The sequence below is a fragment of the Paenibacillus sp. SER-28 genome, from assembly GCF_052906305.1.
Window position 1 is genome coordinate 429,691 of record NZ_JBRECM010000001.1, and the last position, 23,968, is coordinate 453,658.

Below are 23,968 nucleotides of genomic sequence, written 5' to 3' on the forward strand. Positions count from 1 at the left end.
TGATAGGGAGAGTTGCAGAGTGACAGTATCCTTGGAATTATATGATGTAACGATCATCGGCGGTGGTCCTGCCGGTATGTATACCGCATTTTACAGTGGAATGAGAGATATGAAGACCAAGCTGATCGAAGCCAAGCATGAGCTGGGCGGACGGATGCGCATATACCCAGAGAAGATGATATGGGATGTCGGGGGGGTTACCCCGGTTTTATGTGAAAAGCTGATTGATCAGCTGGAGCAGCAGGCGCGGACGTTCGAGCCTACCATTGTGTTGGGACAGCAGATCACTGGTTTGGATCGGCAAGAGGATGGCACGTTCCTGCTAACTTCTGCCACAGGGGAACAGCATTGGACACGCACGATCGTTCTGGCAGTAGGCTATGGTATTCTCAAAATGGCTAAGCTGGAGATTGAGGGGGCGGACCGCTATGAGGTTACGAACCTGCATTATACGGTACAAGAGCTGGAGCCATTCCGGGGCAAGCACGTCCTGATTTCCGGTGGGGGCGACTCGGCGGTGGATTGGGCGAATGAGCTGGAGTCTATTGCGGCGAGTGTGACTGTCGTACATCGTCGGGATCACTTTGGCGGACATGAGAAAAATGTAGCTCGTATGAAATCATCTTCGGTCCGTGTTCTCACACCATACGCGGTGAGCCAGCTACATAGCAACAATGGAGAGACGATTGAACAGGTGACGATCAGTCATGTAGATACGGACGAAATACAGGTGTTGAATGTCGATGCAGTCATCGTAAATCATGGACTAAAATCCGATTTCGGCCCGCTTCGGGATTGGGGACTGGATATGGGTGAGTGGCATGCCCGAGTGAGCGAAAAGCTGGAAACGAACCTACCAGGGATTTTCGCGGCAGGCGATTTTGTTGAGTACGGAAGTAAGCTGTATCTGATTGCCGGTGCGTTCACAGATGCCGCCCTTGCATTGAACAGCGCGAAGTTGCACATTGATCCAGCAGCTGACAAAGCGGCATATGTATCTTCTCATAACAGCCGTTTTAAGGAGAAGAACCGCGAGCTTGGTGTCGTGGAGTAGAGTAAGATACGGAATTAAGTTAAAGAGGATCGGGTTTAGATAGACAAACGAAAAAGAACTTCCGCGACTACGATTGATGTGGTTTTGGAGGTTCTTTTTTTTGTCAGGTTACTGACTTCTCGTTCTAAAGGTTGGATACCATACACCCTATAGAATAAAATGAAGAATGATTCGTAGTAAGCAAATGGACAAGCATTAAAAAATTAAACGAACCTACCATAGAAAGTATGGACGGGATTGAAAGGTGACATATGAAGAGACGAACGGAGCAACAGGAAGCGATGATGGCAGATATTATTCAAAAGGCGGAGCCCTTTGTACAGCAGCAGTTGGAGCATGATCATAGTGGTCACGATTGGTGGCATATAGACCGGGTGAGAAAGCTGTCCCTTAAAATTGCTGCCAAAGAGGGCGCAGATTCGTTTATTTGTGAGCTGGCAGCACTGCTGCATGATGTAGCGGATGAAAAATTAAATGATTCCAAACAAGCCGGGCTAGATAAAGTAGAGCAGTGGCTGCGTCTGCATATCAGCGATCCGAATGTAATCACGCACGTGATGACCATTATTGCTACGATGTCCTACAATGGTGGACAAAACCCGCCTATGGAGACGCTGGAAGGTCAAGTAGTGCAGGATGCGGATCGGTTGGATGCTCTTGGAGCGATTGGGATTGCAAGAACCTTTATGTATGCAGGCTCAAAAGGCAGTATGATGCATCACCCGGATAAAGACTTTTCACAGCATGAGTATCGTGCTGCAGGTAAAAGTGCCATATACCATTTTTACGAAAAGCTACTCAAGCTCAAAGATTTAATGAATACCACTTATGCCCGAGAGCTGGCGGAGGTTCGGCATCAATGGATGGAGATGTACTTGGAGCAATTTTATAGAGAATGGAATGTGGATAATAAATAAAGTGTTTCAATAAGGCTGTTTCCTCTAACCGAGTATATCGGAGGGGAAACAGCCTTTATTTTTTTATAAATGTCATATTGATATTATCGAAAATGTGTGTTATTTTATTGTTAATAACAAAATGATAACAACAAAACATTATAAACTATAAAGAAAGCGGGGAAGCGGCTATGTTTGGATTTAATTTTGTTAAATTTCAGCCCAGTGAATATGTGATGAAGGTGAAAAACGGGAAGGTGGTTCGGGAGGGTGTTGGATTATCTTTTTATTATTACGCCCCGACCACCTCGGTCGTCGTCGTGCCCGTCTCTTCCATTGATGTACCGTTCATGTTTGAGGATATGACGAATGATTTTCAGGCGGTGACGGTGCAGGGGCAACTGACTTATCGAATTGTAGATTATCGGAGAACGACGCAGATTTTAAACTATACGTATGACTTAAAGGAACGACGCTACATTTCGGATGATCCGAGCAAGCTGGCCCAACGGGTGATTAACATCGCCAAGGTGCTTACCAAAAAGTATTTGGAGCGTGTCCCGCTCAAAGAAGCTGTTCAGTCCAGTGAACGTCTGGCCCAAAATATGACGAAGGATATTGCTCAGCATACGGAAATGGAAAAGCTCGGCATTGAGGTTATGGGGTTGTCGATTTTGGCGATTCTACCCAATAAGGAGACGATGAGAGCGCTGGAGGCTCAAGCGAGGGAAGAGATTCTTCGCAACGCGGATCACGCTTTGTATGAGCGTCGTAATGCATCTATTGAGCAAGAGCGGCGTGTGAAGGAAAACGAGCTGAACACCGAGATTGCAGTGGAGACGAAAAAGAAACAAATCCGCGAAACTCAACTCGATGCCGAGCGTTCTGTGAAGCAAAAGCAAAGCGAGATGAAAGAGGAGCAGCTACGATTTGACACGGCCTTGGAGGAGAAAAAGCGTGAGCTGATTGAGCTGACCGTAACGAATAAAAAGGCAGAAGCCGATGCCAAGGCCTACGAGCTGACAGCAGTCATGAAATCGTTGCAGGATGTTGAGCCGAACGTACTTCAAGCTATGGCCAACATGGATATGAGCCCGGATAAGCTAATTGCGATAGCATTCCAGGAGCTTGCAGAAAATGCAGGGAAAATCGGTCAGCTGAATATTACACCGGATCTGCTGCAAGGTCTCATGTCAGATACGGGAGCAAACGGATCAGCAGGATCGAGAGGGTCTGGAGGAAGAACACGATGAGCAGCCGAATGACAGAGCAAAAGATCATTTTAGTGAAGCGTAAAACGCGACTGGAGGAACTGATTGTTCGATACAATACGGTGCAGCAGGCTCGCTTCTTTATGGAACGGCTGGGTGCGGATTTCAGTGATTATGTGCTGGAGGACGAAAATTACCGCAGGGCGGTGGCAACGGCTACGTCGGAGTTAACGGCCTTGGGTCGAGTTCAGATTGTGGAGCGGGAGCATGTGCCGAACTTTATTTTTGGTGAGCAGGATACAGTGGTGGTGCTGGGTCAGGATGGGCTGGTAGCCAACACGTTAAAATATTTGACCGAGCAGCCGCTTATCGGTGTGAATCCAGATCCATTGCGCTGGGACGGGGTATTGCTGCCGTTTACTGTATCCGACCTGCGCTGGGTGGTGCCGGATGTGTTCGTGCACAGACGGCCAATTAAGGAAGTTACGCTGGCTAAGGCCCAATTAAATGATGGCCAATCCTTGTATGCTGTAAATGATTTGTTCATTGGGCGCAAAACTCATGTCTCCGCGAGATATGAGTTAAGACTGGAGGATCAGGTAGAGCAGCAATCCTCTAGCGGCATTATCGTTTCAACCGGATTGGGAGCGACAGGCTGGCTGACCAGCGTGCTTGCTGGAGCGGCCGGGATTGTTGGCAGTGCTACACGGCATCCCATCTCGCTGACTCCAGGCCAGCTGATGCCAGGTGCAGCCTTCAGTCAGGAAGGGGCAGTAGACGGAACGAGTCAGGATCATCGTGCAACCTGGAGTTTGCCATCACTTTATTTTACAGTGAGAGAACCCTTCCCCAGTCGAACGACTGCTGCGGATCTTGTGTTTGGTCAGGTAGCAGCCGAAAAGCCGTTACGGATTGCATCGCAGATGCCGGAAAATGGAGTTATTTTCAGCGATGGAGTGGAAAGCGACTTTCTGGAGTTTAATGCTGGCATTGAGGCAACCATTGAACCAGCGGAGAAAAAAGGACATCTGGTCGTGTAGAGGTTTGTACAGGACGGCAATGGGTAATTATGAGTAAGGTACAACCATCAGATGAAATTAAAAAAGGAGGAATCAACATGAGCGATCACACTCAAGACGAAGCGAAAATCCGCAACAAGAAGGACGAGGACGGAGATTCCTTGATGGAGAAAACGAAGCTGGAAAATGGCGTGGATATCGAGCCTGAGGCTGATGAATGGATTGCGAAGCCCTCACCAGTATCATACGATGATACGAACTCCTCTTCGAAGAAATAAGGCTCTTGTGTCCAAATAGAGCAGTGAAGCAAAGACAGATGACCTCTAATCGGGTCATCTGTCTTTTTTACATAGGTTAGTTGAATCTGGAATATACCTTCCATACGAGCTCACGACGGCTGCTTACATCTGTTTTCAAGAAAATCGCTTTCAGATGATCCTGCACCGTGTAGGCAGTAATATGAAGTGCGCTGGCCAGCTCCTTGGTCGAAAAGCCTTGAACAATGAGCTGGACAATTTGTCTCTCTCGTTCGGACCATGAGTACACCTCGGTCATAAGCGGCAGCATGTCAGTTGCTTTAGCAGCCTCAAACCATACGGCTAGCTGTTTCTGGCCCGTATGCTCCTGTCCGCCTTGCAAAAGGGTGGCCCTGATGGTTACCCATGGGGTTCCTGCGTCTGCGGAAGGGATGCATAGTCGGGCTGGTGCAGTGGCAGTGGATAGCGCTCGCAAGCATACCGCCCGGACAGGAGCCGGAAGGCTGTCTTCATGGATTCCCTCCTGCTGCCGAAGCAGCTGTAGCCACTGCTCTGCTACTGTATTGGATGAGATCGGTTCTAGCTTATCAGAAAGTATGAGAACTCCTGGTTCAAGTTCATTTTCCGTAATCATGGCAGGGGCTGGAGATAGACCGACACTGGCCTGACGCAGATGGTAAGCAATGGATGGCGCTAACGCTTCAAGCAGTTGTTGCTCTTCCTCGCTGAATACAGGCTTTCCATGATGACGGAACAACGTAAGAAATCCCCAACAGCTCCCTTTGTACATAAACGGAACACGTAGCTCGTCCCCGAATCCAGCGGGGTGCAAAACATCTCTATATCGTGTGCTCCGATCCGGTTGGCCTTGTGTAGACCCATGTAGCGTCGCTACAGACTGTCCGTCTCGCACCAACTGATCATACTTCATCATATCGTCGTGCAGATATTCGTATTCTAGCAGTTTGTTATGAATGTCCTCCACACCCGATTCTATAAATGCCCCCGTGGAAAGCAGCGTACGCGGATCTACTGAGGTACAGCACGCCGCATCGAAAGCAACCTGAGTACGCAAGCGGTCGATTAGGGTGTGCTTGTACGTTAGGGATGAGGGGGCTTTTTTCCCCAGATCAATGATCTGCTGTCGAGCGTCCTTAAGCTGTGCAAATGGCGTGTAATGTGCGTTCATCATTTACTCCTATCGTGAAAGCTGGAGATTCTCAAGCACGATTATTAAATCCCACATTTATGGGATGGTGGATATTCGTATTGTCTTTATAATTGAGAATGATTCTTAATTAAATCAACAATAAACGAATGGTCTGAGAAGATCAAGGCTAAATGTTTGGAGGAAAGCACATATGAAACATACCCCTATTGGAAATACGGACTCAAATCAACCGATGAGCTGGAATCATCCGAATGTGCATAAGTACGCGGATACGATTGCTTTAAAAATACCTGGATATGCTCATTTGTACGAGATGACAGACTGTTTGATAACCGCACAGCTTGAGGCACAAGCTCATACTCGAAATATAGATCCAAATGTGCTAATTGTCGGTGCTGGAGGCGGTCAGGAATTGATAACGCTCGGAGGGCGCCATGAAGCATGGTCCTTTACGGCAGTTGATCCCTCTGAGCACATGCTGGATTTGGCACGTAAGCGTGTGACACATGCGGGCATCAGTTCAACAATATCGTTTGTTGCAGGTACGTTGGAAGAGTCATCCAGAGGACCGATCTATGACGCTGCAACCTGCCTGCTGGTGCTTCATTTTCTTCAGAGCTTGGAAAGTAAACAGGCATTGCTACGCCAGATATCTGCTCGACTCAAGCCGGGTGCACCTTTTTGTCTAGCTTCTATTAATGGGAATTCGCAGGAGCCTTCTTTTTCTATCCAAATGCAGGCGTGGAAGGGTCATATGCTGAGTCAGGGCATTTCACTGGAGGATTGGGAACGATTCGCTGCTTCCATCGGTCGTGAGTCAAACCCGGTGTCCAATGCGGCAATACAGGAACTGTTGATAGATGCAGGCTTTACCCATATCACCCGGTATTATGGCGCTTTTTTAATAAATGCATGGTTTGCGGTTAAAGAGGGAGAGACGACTTATGACAAAGGATAACATCATCACCATTGGCGGGTATGGCCATGTTGGAAAAATTATATGCACGGAGTTAAGTGAAATGTTTCCCGGCAAGGTATTTGCCGCAGGTCGTAGTCTGGAGCGGGCCACTGAATTTAGTAGACAATCGAATGGTGAGATACGGCCCTTGCAGCTAAATATTCATGAGCCGATGGACCCGTCGATATTAGAGCAAGCTAAATTGGTTATCATGTGTCTGGATCAGGACAATACGGCCTTGGTACGTGCCTGTCTACAACATGGGGTACATTATATGGATATTACAGCGAATGCGGCCTTTTTGAGTCAGGTGGAGCAGTGTCATCAAGAGGCCCGAGCTTATCAGGCCACAGCCCTGTTAAGTGTAGGATTAGCTCCGGGGCTGACCAATTTGTTAGCACTGCAAGCGACGCAGCTCATGGATCAGACAGATGAGTTGAACATATCTTTGATGCTAGGCTTGGGAGATCAACACGGTCAGGCTGCCATTGAGTGGACAGTAGATCAGATTCATGCCGATTTGGAGGTTATAGAACAGGGACGCCTGGTGACTCGAAAAAGCTTTACCGACGGCATAGTGGCAGACTTTGGTGCAGGAGTGGGGCGCCATCGGGCGTATCGATTTCCTTTTTCGGATCAGCAGACACTTCCTCGTACGCTCAAAGTTCCTACCGTTAGCACACGCCTTTGCTTTGATTCGCGCTTGACCACCCGGCTTCTGGCAGGGCTTCGAACGATAGGAGTATCAGGTTTACTCCGACAGCAAACCGTGCGTGATGCGGTGGTTCGCAGCTTTGGCAAGGTACATATAGGAGGGAATGCTGTAGCGGTCAAGGTAGATGCTCAAGGAACTCTCAATGGCAAAGAGACGAAGGTTGAATGCCGGCTAAGGGGCCACCATCAGTCTGATTTAACCGCTAAGGCAGCCGTCTTTGCAGCGCTCGCCCTGTACCGTTCAGAACTTCCATATGGTGTATTTCACATGGAGCAGGTTTTTTCGTGGAATCGCATGCAGGCTTGGTTGGGGCAGCAAGTATCCGTAGATATTCAGGTGAACGGACAGCAAGCATAGAAATCATATATTTTAATAAAGGACTCTCATATAATCCAAGCTTATTCAGCAATGTATTGCGGATAAGACTTGGATTTCTTTTCCTATTGAATTACACTAGAATGAAGTACATATTTTTGGAAAAGACCTAAGGGGATGATATGAAATGTGGAACCCCTATGAAAATAGCAGACAGCATACGCAGGAACGAGGGGATATTTTATGGAAGGCCCGCGCCGTGTTGGTAAAGTTGAAGTTACAAGCCTGGTAGGCCTCTTGACCAATCCGGTCAACTAGCTAGCTGCTGAGGAGTCGATAAGAGATGGATATCGCTTATATCATAGATTTATTACGTAAACACGATGTGACCTTAGCTCCAGGCTTATCCATGCAAGAGGTTACCGATGTCGAAGGCAGGTATGATATTCACTTCCCGCCCGATTTGAGGGAGCTTCTGATGAGTGTTCTTCCCATCGGTAAAAGCTTTATCCCTTGGAGAGATACGTCACCACAGCGGATGGGTGTAATTCGGCAAAGGTTGAATTGGCCGCTGGAAGGTATGATTTTTGATGTGGAGCAACATATATTCTGGCCTCCCGAATGGGGCGAAAAACCGACAGATTCGGCGGAAGCCGTTGATATATGTAAACGTGAGATTTTACGTGTGCCCAAGCTAATCCCGATCAACGGCCATCGATATATCCCAGAGCAGCCATCTGAAGAAGGAAATCCGGTATTTTCAGTGTATCAAACGGATATTATCGTGTATGGGGAATGTGTGCAGGAGTATTTCAAGCTGGAGTTTGGGGAGAAGCCTTATGAACAAATTGATTTTAATGCCGTAAAAAAGGTGCGTTTTTGGAGCAACTTTTGTGAGTGAGTGTCAGGAAGATGAATAAGTCGAAACGCAGGAAGGGGAGCATGATGTGAAGGTGGAGCAGGATTTGGAAGAAATCAAAGAAAGGTTGACCCAGATCGAGACCAAACTGGAACAAAAGTCGACCTCCAAGAGAATCTTGAAGTACATGATCATCATTTTCTTGTCTACTTTTTTTCTTTTATTTCTAATAGGAATTATTCAATTTGTTTCAACCTAATTGGTGCAAGAGGATGAAGGAAGGGAGCTATTTATGTCCATAGAAGCGATTATTTTTGATCTGGATAATACTCTTATTCATCGCAAACAGGCGTTTGCGGCATATACAGAGCGCTTTATAGAACGATTTATTGTGGCAGAAGAACCTGCGATCCGCGCGGCTGTCGTTGAACAGATACGTTTGGCGGATCAGGACGGATATCGGGATAAGAGGGAACTGTATACCGAGCTGCATACAGACTTGGAACTGAAAAATCCCGATACGTCAGTACAAGAGATGTTGGGCTTTTGGTATGGTGAATTTCATAAGTTTACGGTGTTGATGGACGGGGCCAAGGAAGTGCTGTCCGAACTGCGGTCGCGTGGCTTGAAGCTTGGTATTATTACCAACGGCTCACTCCGTACGCAGCAAGCGAAAATCGACCGAGTTATGCTGAGGGATTATGTGGATTCTATTATCGTATCGGGCGGCGTCAACATCCAGAAGCCTAATCCTCGAATTTTCGAGTTGGCTCTGAATGAGCTGGGCATTGTCGATCCCGGCCATGCCTGCTATGTAGGCGATCACCCGACAAATGATATTCGTGGTGCACAAAGTGCAGGATTGCATACCATCTGGCTGGAAGGCTTTATGACGTGGCAGGAAACGGGCATTGTACCGGACTATCAGATTGGGAGTTTGCGTGGAATCACAGGTTGGCTGGATCGTCGCAGTTATTCAACGAATAAGGAGGAGGGTGCATCATGAGTATGGAGCAGCAACCGAATCCCATTCTCTTATCGTTCCCTGAACAATTCCAGACGGAACGATTGACCATACGAGCCCCGCAGTGGGGGGATGGGGCGGCAGTCAATGAGGCGATGCGAGAGAGTGCGAATGAACTGCGGCCTTGGCTTCCGTTTGCAAGAAATCTTCCTACGGCAGAGGAATCTGAAATCCGTTCGCGCCAAGCCAGACTTAAATTTCTGGATCGGTCTGATATGATGTTGTATATATTTGATACGGTTTCGGGAGAATTTGTAGCCAGCAGCGGTCTGCATCGTATTGATTGGGATGCACGAAGATTTGAAATTGGGTATTGGCTCAGAACATCATGGACCGGAAAAGGCATTATCACAGAGGCCGTGCACGGTATTACGAATTTTGCCATACAGCATTTGAATGCTAATCGGGTGGAGATTCGTTGTGATTCCAGAAACACACGCAGCGCCAAGGTAGCGGAACGTGCAGGTTTTACACTGGAGGGGATTTTAAGAAACGTCGAGTATGATGAAGAGGGAAGCATGGCACACGAAATGGTTTTTGCCAAGGTGCGTGGTATTGAATTCTAGTATCCTCACATGAACAGTTTGGAAGTTGCTGATGGTTTGTACGATATTACGGAGGCTCATTATGATTAATTATATTATGAAAAATACAGACAAGTTAGTGTGCATACAATATGTCATCAGCAAAAGGTTCAGCAATCTTGCAAGCGCTATCCAAGAGAGGATGCTTTACGAATTTCCAGCAGCTTGGCGAAGATGTCCCAGCATTAGGACAGGTGATTTAGCATTAGGACAGGTGATTTAGCATGAGGAGCGTTCGTAAGAGCGTCATTAGAAAGGCCAATCGGGAAATAAAGGCGAAATTCCGCTGGAAGGCCCGCGCTGCGTACCTAATTGCTGTGCTGGTCACGATTTTGTTGGGTTTGGGAAGCCGGGTTTTCTCCTCCCGGTTGCCTGAATTCGTTGCTAATCACTTTGGGGATGCTTTGTGGGCGTGCATGATTTATTTTGGGCTGAGAATGTTGTGGGTGAATCGTCAATTGTCTGTAGCCCTGTGGGGCAGCTTGCTGTTTTGTTTCGCCATTGAGTTCAGCCAGATGTACCAGGCACCCTGGATTAACCACATTCGGGCAACGACGCTGGGCGGCTTGGTGCTTGGGAAAGGGTTTCTGACCGCGGATCTGATCAGGTATACAGTTGGCATTGTGGTATCCTGGGCGCTGGATCAAGGCTGTCAAAAGCTGGCGGGGAGCAATACACGTAGAGACAATGACAAACCACTCAAATAACCTGAAAAGCGAGGGTTGCGCTTGAAACAAAAGGGAAAGCGTCACAGGTTGTTCGGTAAGATGATTGGATTATGCGCAGGATTCAGCTTGTTGTTTGCAACCATACTTATCCCCGGGCAGGCACTGGCCGAAAGACAGCTTGCGGCGCCTCTTCGATTCGACTTTGGCCCAGGGAACGTAGCTGACGGCTACACCCAAGTCACTGCCAAGGATGTTTACACGCCTGAGCGAGGCTATGGATTTACCGATCTTTCCAAGGTGGATGAAGAGGATCGTGGTGGAAGTGATGCTATACGCTCAGACTTTGTTCGTGTTCAAGGATCATCATTTGTTGTCAATTTACCACCTGCGGATTACACGCTTTCCCTTATTGCCGGAGATACTGCCGGAAACACAGACATTACGGTTAAAGCCGAGTCCATTGTCAAGGTAGAACCTATTACCAAAACAGCAGGACAATTTGTCGAGGCTGGATTTGAACTTGCACTCATCGACGGTCAGCTCGAATTGTATTTCTCAGGTAATGAAGCGAAGATTAACGCTTTGGTTATTACTCCAAAGGATGCTCGAACGGCTGGAGAACGCCCTTCGGTATATCTTGCGGGAGATTCTACGGTTCAAACCTATAAATCCACGATGAAGCCTCAAGCGGGCTGGGGGCAAATGATTGCTCCGTTCTTCACAGATGAGCCTATTTTTGTGAACCGTTCTATTGGTGGACGAAGCACGAAAACCTTTCTGGTACAAGGGCGGTTAGATGATATTTTACGCAATATCCGTCCAGGAGATTATCTGCTCATTCAGTTTGGACATAATGATGCCGCGATCAACAACCAAGAGCGTTATGTTTCACCCGCGGATTACAAAGTTTACTTAAAAACCTACATCGAAGGAGCCATCCAACGCGGTGCAACACCTGTGCTAATTACTCCTGTTGGCCGCCGGGATTATGATGCGGCAAGTGCCTCGTTTCGGATTAGTTTCCCGGAATATGTGCAGGCCATGAAGGAAACAGCATCGGAGACAAATGTTGCACTGGTCGATCTTAGCCGCTTGAGTGTAGCGTACTATGATACACTTGGCCTCGAAGGAACACTTCCGTTATTTTTACATGTGGAGCCAGGGGTGTATCCTGCATTTCCTGATGGAGTGAAGGATGATACACATTTTCAGGAATACGGTGCGGAGCAAATAGCTCGGCTGGTAGCTCAGGGAATACGTGAGTTGAATATTCCTTTATCCTCTTATGTACAGGCGGAAGATTCGCAATAAAACATTATTTCCATAGTCATGGTATACTTAGAAAATAAGCTGGCCCTACCCAAAGATAGCATTGCTTAGGCTTGGGTAGGGCTTTAATGTTCTGGATCTTAAGGAGGAAGCGAGAATGACAGTCGCTCAACTTCATAATCTTATTAACGGTCAACTCCTGTACAATCAGCATCGGAGTTTATTTTATATGCGCGAGGGTTCTGTTCTGTTAGGACCTTCAACAGAAATGACGTACTGGTTGACGCAGAGAAGCTCGGAGCTGATCCTCATGCTTCAAAGCTTGAAGCGCCAGCATACGTATAACGCTTTTGTGACGGATGTAGCGGCTAAAATACTGTCCCAGTTTGTAAATACCAATCAGTATCTACATTTTCACACAGATCATGCGAGGGAGCTTACGGAGCTGTATGATCGACTCTTCACTCGGATTGAAAAGTTGTTCCAGAAGAAATCTATAGATAGAGCAATCCTGGACCTGCTGCTTCAGCAGCATTACGGACATTTGAGAGATTTTTTAACTCGTACCAATGGACGTGAAATGTTTGCTAAGTATGCAGAGTGTGAGTATACCTTTTGGATACCTTGTGAGGAATATACGCCGGAGTTGCAAGCTAATCTACTAGGATTGGACATTGCTCGTTTGCAAGAGCCTGTTCTAGATGTTGGTTGCGGATCTGAGGCACGGTTGGTTACTTATTTACGTGCCTGTGGAATTGAGGCTTACGGAACAGATCGGTTGGCTGAAACAGAAGGTTGTGTCACTCGAGGAGATTGGTTAGAGACCACCTTTGGAGAAAGTGCATGGGGGACGATCATTTCACATATGGCATTCTCCAATCATTTTATACATCATCATCTGAAGGCAGATGGTAATATTCATGAGTACGCTCGCAAATATATGGAATTGCTTAGAGCCATTCGGCCAGGAGGGAGTTTTATTTACAGTCCGTGCCTTCCGTTTATGGAAGAGCTTTTGGATGCCCGAATGGGTTATCAAGTAGAGTATATCCAGTCATCTGAAGGTTACAGGGCCACGAAAATAACGCGTGTACATTCATAAGCGGGAGTAGTAGTCCATTCATTTGTCAGATTCATTCTTGGAATGGTAGTATAAGGATAGATATTACTCTATTTGGGATTCTGTTAATGATAAAGATTCTCATGAAGCTATTTAGACACCATTAGAGGATGATCATTAGCTGTATGGCTGCACTGAATAATAATGATTAGCTTACGGATAACGGAATTTTCAGGAAAGATTAAATCATATTTTCCTAAAAGCCGATATATGGGAATGAGGCGAGAACATACTGTTATTATACCCGCCCGAAAATGGAAGTATATAATTTGGGTTAGGAGAGTAGAAGAAGTGTCAGATCTGTATACGAAAAAAGAAGTAGAAGATTATGTAACGAACGTGGTTTTCGAACGACCTTTAGGTGTAAGCATTTCAGCCATTTTATTGATCTTTAATGGGGCACTTCTGTTGGTGACCCAGCTATTGACGCTTAATGCATTAAATGAGGCTTCTACGTTAGTAGGCATTTGTAGGGGCATGTTTCAAGGATTTATCGCGTTACTCGGTTTGGCAGGGACGACTGCCGGTGTCGGTATGTTATTTGGTAAGAAGTGGGCTTGGTGGCTGGCAGTATTTTATTTTACATATGAGACCATGCGTTATACGTGTGCAATTCTGTTTATTCCGGATGTCCCTCCAACGTTGGGCGGTGTGCAGCTAAACCCTGCTCTATACTACGTAAAATATGGTATGCGTATTATTTGGAATTTGTTGTTTACGTTGTTCATGTGTCGTAGTAAAGTCACAGGTTTTTTTCAAACAAGTGGAATCCACAAGTGGAGAGCATGTATTGTATTATTCTTCATAAATGGAGTGATGGTTGGGATTGGCTGGTGGCTGATAAGATAGGTTCTTCGATGTAAAGGAGGAGATGGATAATGTCAATGGAAACGTTTCCGATTTTAGAAACCGATAGGCTTCGTTTAAGGCAGCTTACAGTAGGTGATGCGGCGGATGTGTTCGGCTATTTTTCCAAGGATGAGGTCACACAATATTATGACTTGGAAAGCTTTACAGAGGTAGAGCAAGCCGAAAAATTTATTCGTTCGATGCTAACCAGATATGAGAAGCAAGAGGGCTTTCGTTGGGGGATTACGTTAAAAGAAGCTCCTGAGCGGATCGTGGGTACAATTGGATTCCATAACTGGCACAAGGAGCACTCCCGTATTGAAATTGGGTATGAGCTGGCACCGGAATATTGGCGGCAAGGTCTGATGACAGAAGCGATGAAGGTGGTCGTGAATTATGGCTTTCAATTGCCGCAGGTTCACCGTATAGAAGCCTTCATTGATCCAGATAACGAAGGCTCCAGACGGCTACTGCTCAAAAGTGGCTTTACTAAAGAAGGTCACCTGAGAGACTATTTTTATGAAAAAGGTCAGTTTGTCGACGCTGTTATTTTTGGCTACCTTCGGAAGGAGTTTTCCGTGGATCGGTAAGTTTACAAATATCCCTTGTCTCCGTATGGCTGGAGTCGATCAAGCCAGGTCTGCTCCAGCTTTGTCAGTGCATCTTTGACATCAAAGAACGCTGAGTCCTTTTTCTTCAAAACGTCCAGCACTTCAAATTCAAACGAATCTTCGCCATACTCATTCCATTCCTGTTGCAGTTGTTTATTCTTAAATCCACCCATGTTCAGCTCAAAACGCCGTCCATTCAGCGACTTTAAATTCGGCGTGGAAGAGACGAAAATTTTCCCATTACGTGTATTGCGAATGCAATAGATTCCTGCCTCTGTCTTCATCTCCATGTACTGCTGCACCAATTCTTTTCTTCGATTCATTGTCGAATCCTCCTATTGTATAAACGTTGAGATTCAAGATTCCTTCAACCAATATTCACTGCCATCCGGCTTACGATCCAATAGATTGTATTCAATCATATATCTTCGCACCGTGACATAATCGTCATATACTTCCTGTAAAATCGCATTGATATCCTTCTCATGATATATTTGTCCCTTTACAAAACGGCTCGCAATTTCACGCAGCACAATCAGCTTGTGCTTTTCTTGCATTTTAAAGGTCTTTAGGCGTCCGTCTGTCCCATTCGGAAAATACTTCGTGAGTACCTTTTGCCGCTCGTTTTCCGTAATGTTGTAGCGTTCGTCCACCATCCGTGCTTGTACTGGTACTTCTACAATGGCGGGAGCGTGACGGTCTTTCTCCTTTAGCAGCTCCATTAATGTGAGAAATACCTTGGCCTGTCGTTCTTTTTCTTTGAGACCAAAGCGATGATTACGTATGGTGGATGCGCTGCCGATTCCAGTTTCCTTTTGAATATCCGCATCGCCCATGCCTTGATAAAATAACTGAAGCAACCGATTCTGATGATCCGTCAGTCCAGTCAGCTTTTTGTCCAGACCGATCAAATAGTCAAAGACCGAACCGTACGTCCGCTCAATATGAAGTCGCATGTACCTCTCCGCGTCATAAAATACCCCTTGATCCTGATATATGATGCCTTGCTCAAACCGCTGTCCATCCAACAGGCAAATTACCTGCTCTCCTTGGCGAATATATCCACGCTTCAGTTCTTCAATTCCAGCATTCCAGAATAGTTCGGAATGATCCATTTTAGCAAACACCTCAATTAAATGATGATTATTTTATAGACAATATAACATTTTGTTTATTTTAAATCAATGAGTGGGATGATTATTAAAGTATATTAGATATTCAAATTCATATAATGTTTAAAAAAGGATGTTATTGTTTTAAACATAATTTATGGCAATTTAAAAATATTTATATATTTTTCTTTATTTCGACAATATTCGCTATATACAAATTTAATACGACATTGTTATCATATGTAAATCAAAATACATTTTTCTGAAAGAGGGCGAAATATGATTGAATTATAAATTATTTTTAATTTTAGTATTCTTCTAACTAGGCATTACCACTATATGCAGGGGGATGATTTTGAAAATGAAATTTTTTTTAAACGAAGTGAGGCAGCGAGGAAAAGGAAAGAATGCTAAGACATTCGTTTTAACAATGATTGGCCTATTTGTTTTTTTATCTCCGTGGAGCATAGCTGTGCTTCCTCAGGCAGTAGTGTCAGCAGCTTTTACAGGTGGGATACCAAATCTTTATCCACCACCAAACAAGGGCGGATCAATCGGAATACCGGAGGATAGTCAAACACCGGGGACAGAACCATCATCTACACATGAAACAGTAACCTTGTCAGATGGTTCGATAGTTCATGTGCAAGCGAGTTCTCCCTACGTCACTTTCACTCGCAATAATGTAGTTGTTTATTCCAAAGATCTTGGATTTGCATTATCAGTTAAATTTTACTATGTATCTGTATCTTCTAATGCTATAACGGTTGGTTACTTTTATAAAGATGAGAGGGATGGAGCTAAACGTTCGGGGACTTTTACATACTCAGGGATTGTCTTAACCACTCCAGCCAGTCCACACATAAGTTCCAATATGACAGGAATAACGAATCAAAATGTCCTTATCCAATTGGACGGAGTACCTGGTAATTATCAACGAGAATATAAAATCGGTGCGAACGGTACGTGGACCACATATAATAGCCCATTTCAAGTATCCGACAACACGACCATTTTTGCTCGTTGTACAGATAATTACGGGAATATAAGCGCTGAAAACTCATTGGTGATCAACAACATTGATAAAACACCTCCTGCCCCACCGTCATTCAGTAATAGCCCTGTGAATGAAGTAGCAAATAATATCAGAGTGACAATCAACTATCCTTCTGATGCATCGACAAGGGAATACCGTGTCAATCAAAGCGACTGGAAAGTGTACAACTCTCCCATTGATGTCAATGAGTATGGGACGCGTATACAGGCACGGGCAACAGATAGTGCCGGAAATGTGTCGCAAGTTACGGAATCGGTAATAAATTTGATTAATAGAACGCCAGTAACGATTAAGGGCATTCCAGCTACCACGATTGAAATGGATGAGGGAGCCTCAAATAAAGATTTATCCGAATATTTTACAGACCCTGACCAGCAGCAACTTCAATATTCGAGTACAAATTCCAACTCAGCTGTAGTTACCCATCAATTGGTCAAGGATTCAAAGGAAAATAACTCAATACTGAATTTGCAACCCCAAAGCTCGGGGGAATCCACGATAACGATTACAGCTACAGACCCGTTAGGTAAGTCTGTATCGCAGAATTTTGTTGTAAAAGTTTTGGATACCAAATATACAGAGCAACTGGCCCAAGCTGAAGCAGCGGTAGCACAAGCAGAGACAACCCAAATACAGACGGATGTGAATGCAGCTGTAGAGCTAATAAATAAGCTGCGTGATCCAGACAAAGGTAAGCTTGTTGAAAGGGTAGTAGCAGTACAGAAAAGCATTGATACGAAAGCTGCCTATACTGAACAATTAACGATAGCTACGCAGGCAGTTGAAAAAGCAGAATCTTCAAAATTACAAACGGAGATTAATATGGCCCGAGCTCTAGTAATGAATCTAAATGATTCAGACAAAGTACATCTTAACGGCCGTTTGGATCGCATACCAGCTATTGATGATTTGCCCAAGGATATAACAAGCCCTTCCAAACCTAAGAAATTAGCAGGCTCCAGACCTACGCCAGGCAGCATTGTTTTAACATGGGAAGCATCTACCGATGATGTTGGAGTCGTTAGCTATGATGTGTATCGTGATGGTCAAATGATAGGCAATACTAAGGAATTAACCTTTCAAGTAGACCAATTAGAACCTCAGAAAATATATATGTTTGCAGTTAAAGCTAAGGATGCGGCTGGTAACTATTCGGAATTTAGCAATAGTGTTAAAAGCGGCTTATCTAGAAAGTATAAATATATTTATGACGCTAATGGAAGGCTTGAGCATATTGAACAGGAGGGTCAGGTTGTTTTCCAATATCAATATGACTCTAATGGTAACCTGATACAGATTATAAAAGTGAGCAGCTCCAAATAAATGATAAGTAATTTAATTTAAAGTCGGGAATGGAGAGAAGAACTTGCAATTTAGAACAATAAGGCGTCATATAGCAAAGATCATGATTATCATATTTATTTTCAGTACAATTAGCGGCATTGTTCCTCCAAATGTGTTCGGTGCAGGAAATGACAGTTCGCAATATTCGACGGACCAATTGGCTGCCCGATTTGGAGCCACATCATCTTTTCTTTCGGAACAATTAAGAAAAGGGTATTCATTAAATCAAATTTATACAGCGTTATATATGGCTGAGCAGGATCATATAAGCTATGAGCAGGCAGTAGCTTCGTTATTTCCCTCAGAGGAAAACCAGTCACAGACTGTAACAAGTGACGTATATAATAAGCTATCGGATGCTCCATTAGATAACCTGATTTCTCATAGTGTTACAGATGATGTTTATCCAACAGACGATCCTGCTCCTACGAACAAAGTCACCGAAGATGTATATAAGACGGATTTTCTGAAACTAAATCTCATGGCTAATGTACCCCAGCTTCCACCTATTAGAGAGGAAGCGCCTGTTTACAATAAATCTTCTTTTAATGAAGCACCTTATTCTGTTGGCGATGATAAAGAATCGATATCCACTTTATCAGGCAGCTTATCGTTACAAAATACAGATTTAACTTTGCCCGGACGAAACGGACTGGGCTTTTCTTTGACGCGTCAATATGATACGAATCGGGCTCAATTTTTTGACAAAGGTGCTGAAATTGTTGACAACAGTGCTGCTGTGCAAAATTATTATGTCTACTTTAAGGCGATGATGAAACCTGTCACCAAGTCATACAAGGTAGCCTATCAGCAAAAAAGATGGGTGCAAGAGGACACAGACGGTGATGGAAATGTTGATGTGAATACCTATAATCTTCAGCCGGAAACCAAAGTTATAGGCACATACACAACTTATGAAGCTGCTAGTCAAGCGGCAGGACAAAAAATAACCTATACTACACCTTCGGAGTCCAGAACAGAAACAGATTATAGAAGAAGTAAATCCAGAAATGATTTTGTTAGTTCCATAAAATATGACCATCATGGATTTAAAGGGACTCTTTCTCAAAGTGGTTCACCTTATGTTATTTCTGGGAGCGAATCTCAGCCTGCTTCTATGGGTGCAGTTGATTCGTGTAGTTTTTTTGGTATGGGATCTTACAACTCACAAGGATACTATTCTGGTAGTAGTATTACAAATTGTGGTAATTCAATGTATTACTCTTCTGCTAATGGATTTAGTGGGACACTTTATGCCTACAATACTTATTATTCTTCGACTTGTCCAAGTTATGATAGTTCTAGAGCAAATTCTATATGCTATGTATCAGGAACTAAATATTACAAAGGATCTGTTTCAAAACCAGGGTATGATACCCGAGAATGGAGGCAAGATTACAGCGGAACCGTTACTAAGCCCGGTTATACTAGCGATATTGGTTATAGCGAGTGGACTAGCAATGGAAAAGGCGGAAGGACAAGAACGGCCTTTACCATGGAAGGCTCACCGCAAATTGAAACGATTGTTTCAGAGGGGCTCGAAACGGCTGTTCGTCGACAGACAGCCCTGTTCGCAACGATTGCTGAGGCTGAGCACTATAGGGATTTAATTAACAGTAGTCCTCAGACTGAAATTCCGAGTGACGATGGGAATAAATATTATATTGCAGCAGATGCGGATGCTACTGTTTTCGCCGAGATTGTAGCCTTTCAACCTTCATTTATTTTTCAAAACCGTACCTATCCTGCTATGGAAGATCAATTGAGCCCTCTTGGCAAGGGGTGGTCATGGAATTTACCTTATGTAGAAACCAAAGAAGGCAAACAGTACGTACACTTGGGGGATGGTGGCAGCTATGAAATTGAGGGCGACCAGCTCAAAGGTTACGACTGGAAAGGACTGAGCTTTGCTCCTGATACTTCAGTAACAGTTAATGGAGAAAATTCAGCCTATGTGTTAACTTCTGTTGATGGAACGAAAAAACAATATTTCTCCAAAGACGGGCAGTTGCTACAAATTGAAGATGCATATCATAACACGATAAAGTTCAATTATGAACTCAATGCTACTTATAAACGCAAATTGCTTAGTAAGGTAGAAGATGCGATCGGCAACTCGATTGATATTCAATATACGGCTACAGACGTTACTTTGTCTAAAGGAAACCATACAGTTGTCTATCATAAACATACAGAACAAGGTGTTGAATTACTGGATTCAGTGACAGATGCTGCAGGCAGAAAAACGACATATTCCTATACATTGGCACCGGCCAAGTTTAATTTGAGTGCGTCACATCCAGAAAGACAAATCTCTAATCCGTATGCTTTGTTAACCAAAGTCTTTCATCCTACAGGAGCCTCTACTTTGTATACTTACGAAGACCAGCCAGTAAAACGCTATATTGGCTCCAATTCGGTAAACGAGGCATATAGAGCAGTCTCACGTGTAGATCAAATCACATATCAAAATAATCAAACAGAAAACTATAATCAGGAAACGATTCATTATAATTCTGATATGGCTGAGAGCTATGTGAAAGATACTTCGTTCTCTACTGTAACAGACAATGGATCAGTTCGTTCGACCTTCAATTACACTAAAAAGTTTATTAGTGCAGACACGCCACCACAGTATTACCTGGATCAATCTGTGGTTAAAGCAGGAGATTCTGAAAAGAGCACAGCTTATCAATATGGCAAGCAGGTGACAGGCAAACCCTATATCGTACCTGTTCCAACCCGTACTTCGTCCAGCAATAATCAAAACGGAGACGTTTTGACAACGACTGCTGAATATGATGATTACGGTAATATGACAAGCTCAGTGGATGAAAAAGGTTCACAAACTACGTACACGTATGACGACAAGCATAGGATTAAAACAGTTACGGAACCGATTGATTCCAACAGCACTGGAGTTACAGAGTACATTCGAAACCCACAGGGGAAAGTATCGCAGGTCAGCGTCTACAAGGATCATTCCGGGGGAGAATTACTACAAAAAGTAAATTACGCAGTTTACGATGCTTACGGAAATACAAAGATTCAGACGATTGCAAATGGTAACAAGTCCGTGACCACAACAACGGATTACAGCCCAGCCTACGATTATGCTTTTCCTACGCAACAAACTGTAGGGGTTACAAATATTGATGGAGAAAAATCTATTGTAACCATTCAGTCAGAGTATGATAAGTCAACTGGTTTAATCACTTCCTCGCTGGATGGGAAAGGTCAGAAAACTGGGTATCAATACGATGCTCTTGATCGCGTAAAGGCTGTAACCTATCCGGACGGTAAAAGTATCCGTGTTGCCTACGATGATCTTGAGAACACCGTAACGGTTACGAATGAGCTGGGGATACGAACAAAAACACGTTACAATGCTTTGGGTTGGAATATCGAGTCAGGGCTGTATGAAGGTAACGATTACGTGATTAAGTCCAAATCAGCTTATGACGCTAATGGCAGATTAGTATCCAGTGAAGATGCGCTTGGGCACCTGACACGTTATGGCTATGACGCTTGGAGCCGTACAACGTCAACAGCCTACGCGGACGGATCACAAGCAGTAGTCGAGTATAATGATGCTCTTCGTCAAGTAACTCAACGAGATGGCGAGCTTAATGAACAAATTCAAATCTACGATAAATGGAATCGTCTGGTGCAAAACAAAGAAAAATCAGCAATGGACGGTATTGAGAAAATAACTTCCAATGTAGAGTATGATGCTGTAAACGATCAGATTTTAAAACAAACCGATGCCAATGGTAATGAGACTCAATTTTCATATAATGCCTTGGGTGACCAAACATCTGTGACGGAGCCAAACGGTGAAACGACGAAGTACACTTATGATATGCTGGGGAATCTCACTCAGATCACGTATCCGGATGGTCATTCCAAGGTGAAGGCGTATGATGAACTGGGTAGAGTGATTCAAACTAAAGATGAGGAAAACCAGGTTGAGAAGCGTTATTTTGATACCAACGGAAACTTATCCAAGAAAACATACCGCAATGGGAACGTCACTTCGTTTGAATACGATAGCCACAATCGCTTGAAGTCGCGTGTAGGAAAAGATGAGACGGTCAGCTACGTATACGATGCTGCAGGCAAACGACTAAGTATGACAGATCAGACGGGTACAACATCCTATGCGTATGATCCGTATACGGAGCAATTAGATACCTTGTCTTACCCGGATGGTTTAAAGCTCTCCAATCAGTATGATGCTAATGGGAATCGAACCGAAATGACAGGACCATTTGGCGAGCAAGTAAATTACACGTATGATCAATTGAACAGATTGAAGACCGTAGGCAGCACAAAAGATAAGCCTGTTTCGGAATATACCTATACCAAAAATGGATTGCTGGATTCAACAGTATCTGCCAATGGTTATCGTCAGCAAAATCAATATAACTTCATTGAGTTGGTTGAATTAAAGCACACACGATCTGATGCGGAAACGAATAGCTTTCAATATAGCTACGATCCAGGTAAAAATATCACGAAACGCACTCAAAATGGTGTAGAGGATGCCTTTACGTACGATAAGCTGAATCGGATTGCTACCTCCACCGAAAATCAGGATGCTTATTCGTATGATGCCAGAGGGAATCGTCTTACTATGGAAACGGAGAGACCTCCTCACACGAAGCCACGTGAGAACAGCTTTGACGATCAGAACCGTTTGACTCAAGTCAAGGTTGATGGAAAACTCGTAGAGTACCGATACAACGGGGATGGATTGCTGACAGACCGTATACAGGATGGTGTTCATACCCGATACTACTACGATGGAAACAGTGCACAAATCATAGCAGAAGCTACGATTGAAAATGGAAAGCCTGTTTTAAAAGCTAATTATATTCGAGGTCTGAAATTAGACGCTATAACCTATGCGGATCAATCGGAAGCCTATCCAGTCTATAATGGTCACGGAGATATTATTGAAATAAGAGATTCATCTGGAGCCTTGCTGAATCAATATCAGTATGATATCTGGGGCAATGAAGAGGTCAAGGAAGAAAAAGTCCATAATCCATTCCGTTACTCTGGCGAACTGTGGGATGATACAACGGAATTACAATACCTGCGAGCTAGATGGTATGATCCTGATAGTGGAAGATTTATCAATGAGGATACGTATGAAGGGAAGATAAGCGATCCGCAAAGCTTGAACTGGTACGTATATGTAAATAATAATCCCTTGATTTATGTAGATCCAACTGGAAATTGGTGCCAATCAATTGATGGGAAATCATCTCACAGTGGTGGATGTAACGATCTAAGTAAAATTGATAGATATGTTCCTGATTCATTATATAAAGCTAATCAGCATAAGCCATACAGTTCTATTGTTCAGATATATGAGAAACAAAAATTGATGGCAATAGATAAAGCTCGAAATATATCTGTTTTTCGAATATCTAAAAATGAAGTTGCTTTACCAGTTAATAATGCTGGTTCCACAGTTAATTCTCTAATTCAGGTTCTAGGAATTAGTGCAGCAATTGGAATAGAGGCTAGTAAAACAAAGGTAGATACAAATAATACCATTAAACCTAGAACAATTTATAGAAGTGGGAGTGGTACGAATGTAAATCTGACACCAAGAACTGTGGATACATCTGGACTTTCTTATTTTCTTAAAGTGGTGGGGGATAAAGGCACACTTACAACTGTAGAAGCAGTCAATGCAACTGGTGTACTTAAAGCAGTTATAGATAACGCTGCTACGGGGCATGTCTCGGTTAGCGCCGTTGATCCCTACGAGCATAAAATGTGGATAGCTTCCAGAGAAAAAGCTAACCAGTCGCCTTATTATTTAACCGAGATATTAAAAAGTATATCAATAAAATACTGA

At 44.1% G+C, this 23,968-nt stretch carries 20 protein-coding genes; 17 read left to right on the forward strand and 3 right to left on the reverse strand.

Translation table 11 applies throughout. The annotated features are described in order from the left end of the window. Positions 1–19: 19 nt before the first annotated feature. The 5 genes from ACUYLD_RS02040 to ACUYLD_RS02060 all read left to right on the forward strand — a co-directional run bounded on the left by ACUYLD_RS02040 (position 20) and on the right by ACUYLD_RS02060 (position 4,458). Complete coding sequence (locus ACUYLD_RS02040; RefSeq protein WP_250267844.1) at positions 20–1,054, forward strand: NAD(P)/FAD-dependent oxidoreductase; 1,035 nt, start codon at positions 20–22, stop codon at positions 1,052–1,054. A gap of 251 nt (positions 1,055–1,305) precedes the next feature. After that, entirely contained in the window at positions 1,306–1,971 is a 666-nt protein-coding gene (locus tag ACUYLD_RS02045; protein WP_061829093.1) for an HD domain-containing protein, read from the forward strand. A 170-nt stretch (positions 1,972–2,141) separates the two neighbouring features. Continuing rightward, positions 2,142–3,203, forward strand: a complete 1,062-nt coding sequence (locus ACUYLD_RS02050) for an SPFH domain-containing protein (RefSeq protein WP_250261995.1) — start codon at positions 2,142–2,144, stop codon at positions 3,201–3,203. Further along, the gene (locus tag ACUYLD_RS02055; RefSeq protein ID WP_069291448.1) at positions 3,200–4,201 is read left to right on the forward strand and encodes a sugar kinase; all 1,002 of its coding nucleotides are present in this window, start codon (positions 3,200–3,202) and stop codon (positions 4,199–4,201) included. The genes ACUYLD_RS02050 and ACUYLD_RS02055 overlap by 4 nt, the downstream gene beginning before the upstream one ends. Before the next feature lie 77 nt (positions 4,202–4,278). Then, positions 4,279–4,458 carry a hypothetical protein gene (locus ACUYLD_RS02060; protein WP_013309345.1) on the forward strand — a complete coding sequence of 60 codons (180 nt, stop codon included), beginning with the start codon at positions 4,279–4,281 and terminating at the stop codon, positions 4,456–4,458. A gap of 76 nt (positions 4,459–4,534) precedes the next feature. Here ACUYLD_RS02060 and ACUYLD_RS02065 read toward each other — a convergent pair whose 3' ends face one another. Beyond that, the gene (locus ACUYLD_RS02065; protein WP_446674570.1) at positions 4,535–5,626 is read right to left on the reverse strand and encodes a LuxR C-terminal-related transcriptional regulator; all 1,092 of its coding nucleotides are present in this window, start codon (positions 5,624–5,626) and stop codon (positions 4,535–4,537) included. Positions 5,627–5,798: 172 nt separating this feature from the next. Here ACUYLD_RS02065 and ACUYLD_RS02070 point away from each other — a divergent pair, with 172 nt between their 5' ends. From ACUYLD_RS02070 to ACUYLD_RS02115, 10 genes are all read left to right on the forward strand, one after another. After that, positions 5,799–6,566: a class I SAM-dependent methyltransferase gene (locus ACUYLD_RS02070; protein ID WP_250267847.1), complete on the forward strand. Its 768-nt coding sequence runs from the start codon at positions 5,799–5,801 to the stop codon at positions 6,564–6,566. Then, complete coding sequence (locus ACUYLD_RS02075; RefSeq protein WP_250267848.1) at positions 6,553–7,638, forward strand: saccharopine dehydrogenase family protein; 1,086 nt, start codon at positions 6,553–6,555, stop codon at positions 7,636–7,638. The genes ACUYLD_RS02070 and ACUYLD_RS02075 overlap by 14 nt, the downstream gene beginning before the upstream one ends. A 301-nt stretch (positions 7,639–7,939) precedes the next feature. Further along, positions 7,940–8,497 carry an SMI1/KNR4 family protein gene (locus tag ACUYLD_RS02080; RefSeq protein ID WP_322173872.1) on the forward strand — a complete coding sequence of 186 codons (558 nt, stop codon included), beginning with the start codon at positions 7,940–7,942 and terminating at the stop codon, positions 8,495–8,497. 250 nt (positions 8,498–8,747) lie between these two features. Beyond that, the gene (locus ACUYLD_RS02085; RefSeq protein WP_446674324.1) at positions 8,748–9,461 is read left to right on the forward strand and encodes an HAD family hydrolase; all 714 of its coding nucleotides are present in this window, start codon (positions 8,748–8,750) and stop codon (positions 9,459–9,461) included. Then, positions 9,458–10,045 (forward strand): GNAT family N-acetyltransferase, encoded by a 588-nt coding sequence (locus tag ACUYLD_RS02090; protein ID WP_446674325.1) that lies wholly within the window; start codon positions 9,458–9,460, stop codon positions 10,043–10,045. Before ACUYLD_RS02085 ends, ACUYLD_RS02090 begins: the two co-directional genes overlap by 4 nt. 242 nt (positions 10,046–10,287) lie before the next feature. Beyond that, positions 10,288–10,770, forward strand: a complete 483-nt coding sequence (locus ACUYLD_RS02095; protein ID WP_446674326.1) for a ribosomal maturation YjgA family protein — start codon at positions 10,288–10,290, stop codon at positions 10,768–10,770. A 60-nt stretch (positions 10,771–10,830) separates the two neighbouring features. Next, positions 10,831–12,042: a rhamnogalacturonan acetylesterase gene (locus tag ACUYLD_RS02100; protein WP_446674571.1), complete on the forward strand. Its 1,212-nt coding sequence runs from the start codon at positions 10,831–10,833 to the stop codon at positions 12,040–12,042. Positions 12,043–12,157: 115 nt separating this feature from the next. After that, positions 12,158–13,102, forward strand: a complete 945-nt coding sequence (locus ACUYLD_RS02105; protein ID WP_446674327.1) for a class I SAM-dependent methyltransferase — start codon at positions 12,158–12,160, stop codon at positions 13,100–13,102. Positions 13,103–13,411: 309 nt separating this feature from the next. Next, positions 13,412–13,969 carry a hypothetical protein gene (locus tag ACUYLD_RS02110; protein ID WP_250261988.1) on the forward strand — a complete coding sequence of 186 codons (558 nt, stop codon included), beginning with the start codon at positions 13,412–13,414 and terminating at the stop codon, positions 13,967–13,969. Positions 13,970–13,998: 29 nt separating this feature from the next. Continuing rightward, positions 13,999–14,559, forward strand: coding sequence for a GNAT family N-acetyltransferase (locus ACUYLD_RS02115; RefSeq protein ID WP_254327677.1), 561 nt, complete (start codon positions 13,999–14,001; stop codon positions 14,557–14,559). 2 nt (positions 14,560–14,561) lie between these two features. On the opposite strand, the gene ACUYLD_RS02120 is transcribed toward ACUYLD_RS02115, so the two are convergent. Further along, positions 14,562–14,903, reverse strand: a complete 342-nt coding sequence (locus ACUYLD_RS02120; RefSeq protein ID WP_069291460.1) for a GIY-YIG nuclease family protein — start codon at positions 14,901–14,903, stop codon at positions 14,562–14,564. Positions 14,904–14,936: 33 nt separating this feature from the next. Next, entirely contained in the window at positions 14,937–15,695 is a 759-nt protein-coding gene (locus ACUYLD_RS02125) for a DUF2087 domain-containing protein (RefSeq protein ID WP_446674328.1), read from the reverse strand. A 358-nt stretch (positions 15,696–16,053) separates the two neighbouring features. On the opposite strand from ACUYLD_RS02125, the gene ACUYLD_RS02130 reads away from it, so the two are divergent. Both ACUYLD_RS02130 and ACUYLD_RS02135 read left to right on the forward strand, forming a co-directional pair. Beyond that, a complete protein-coding gene (locus tag ACUYLD_RS02130; protein ID WP_446674572.1) occupies positions 16,054–18,072 on the forward strand; it encodes a fibronectin type III domain-containing protein in 2,019 nt (672 codons plus the stop codon). Positions 18,073–18,154: 82 nt separating this feature from the next. After that, entirely contained in the window at positions 18,155–23,968 is a 5,814-nt protein-coding gene (locus ACUYLD_RS02135; protein ID WP_446674573.1) for an RHS repeat-associated core domain-containing protein, read from the forward strand.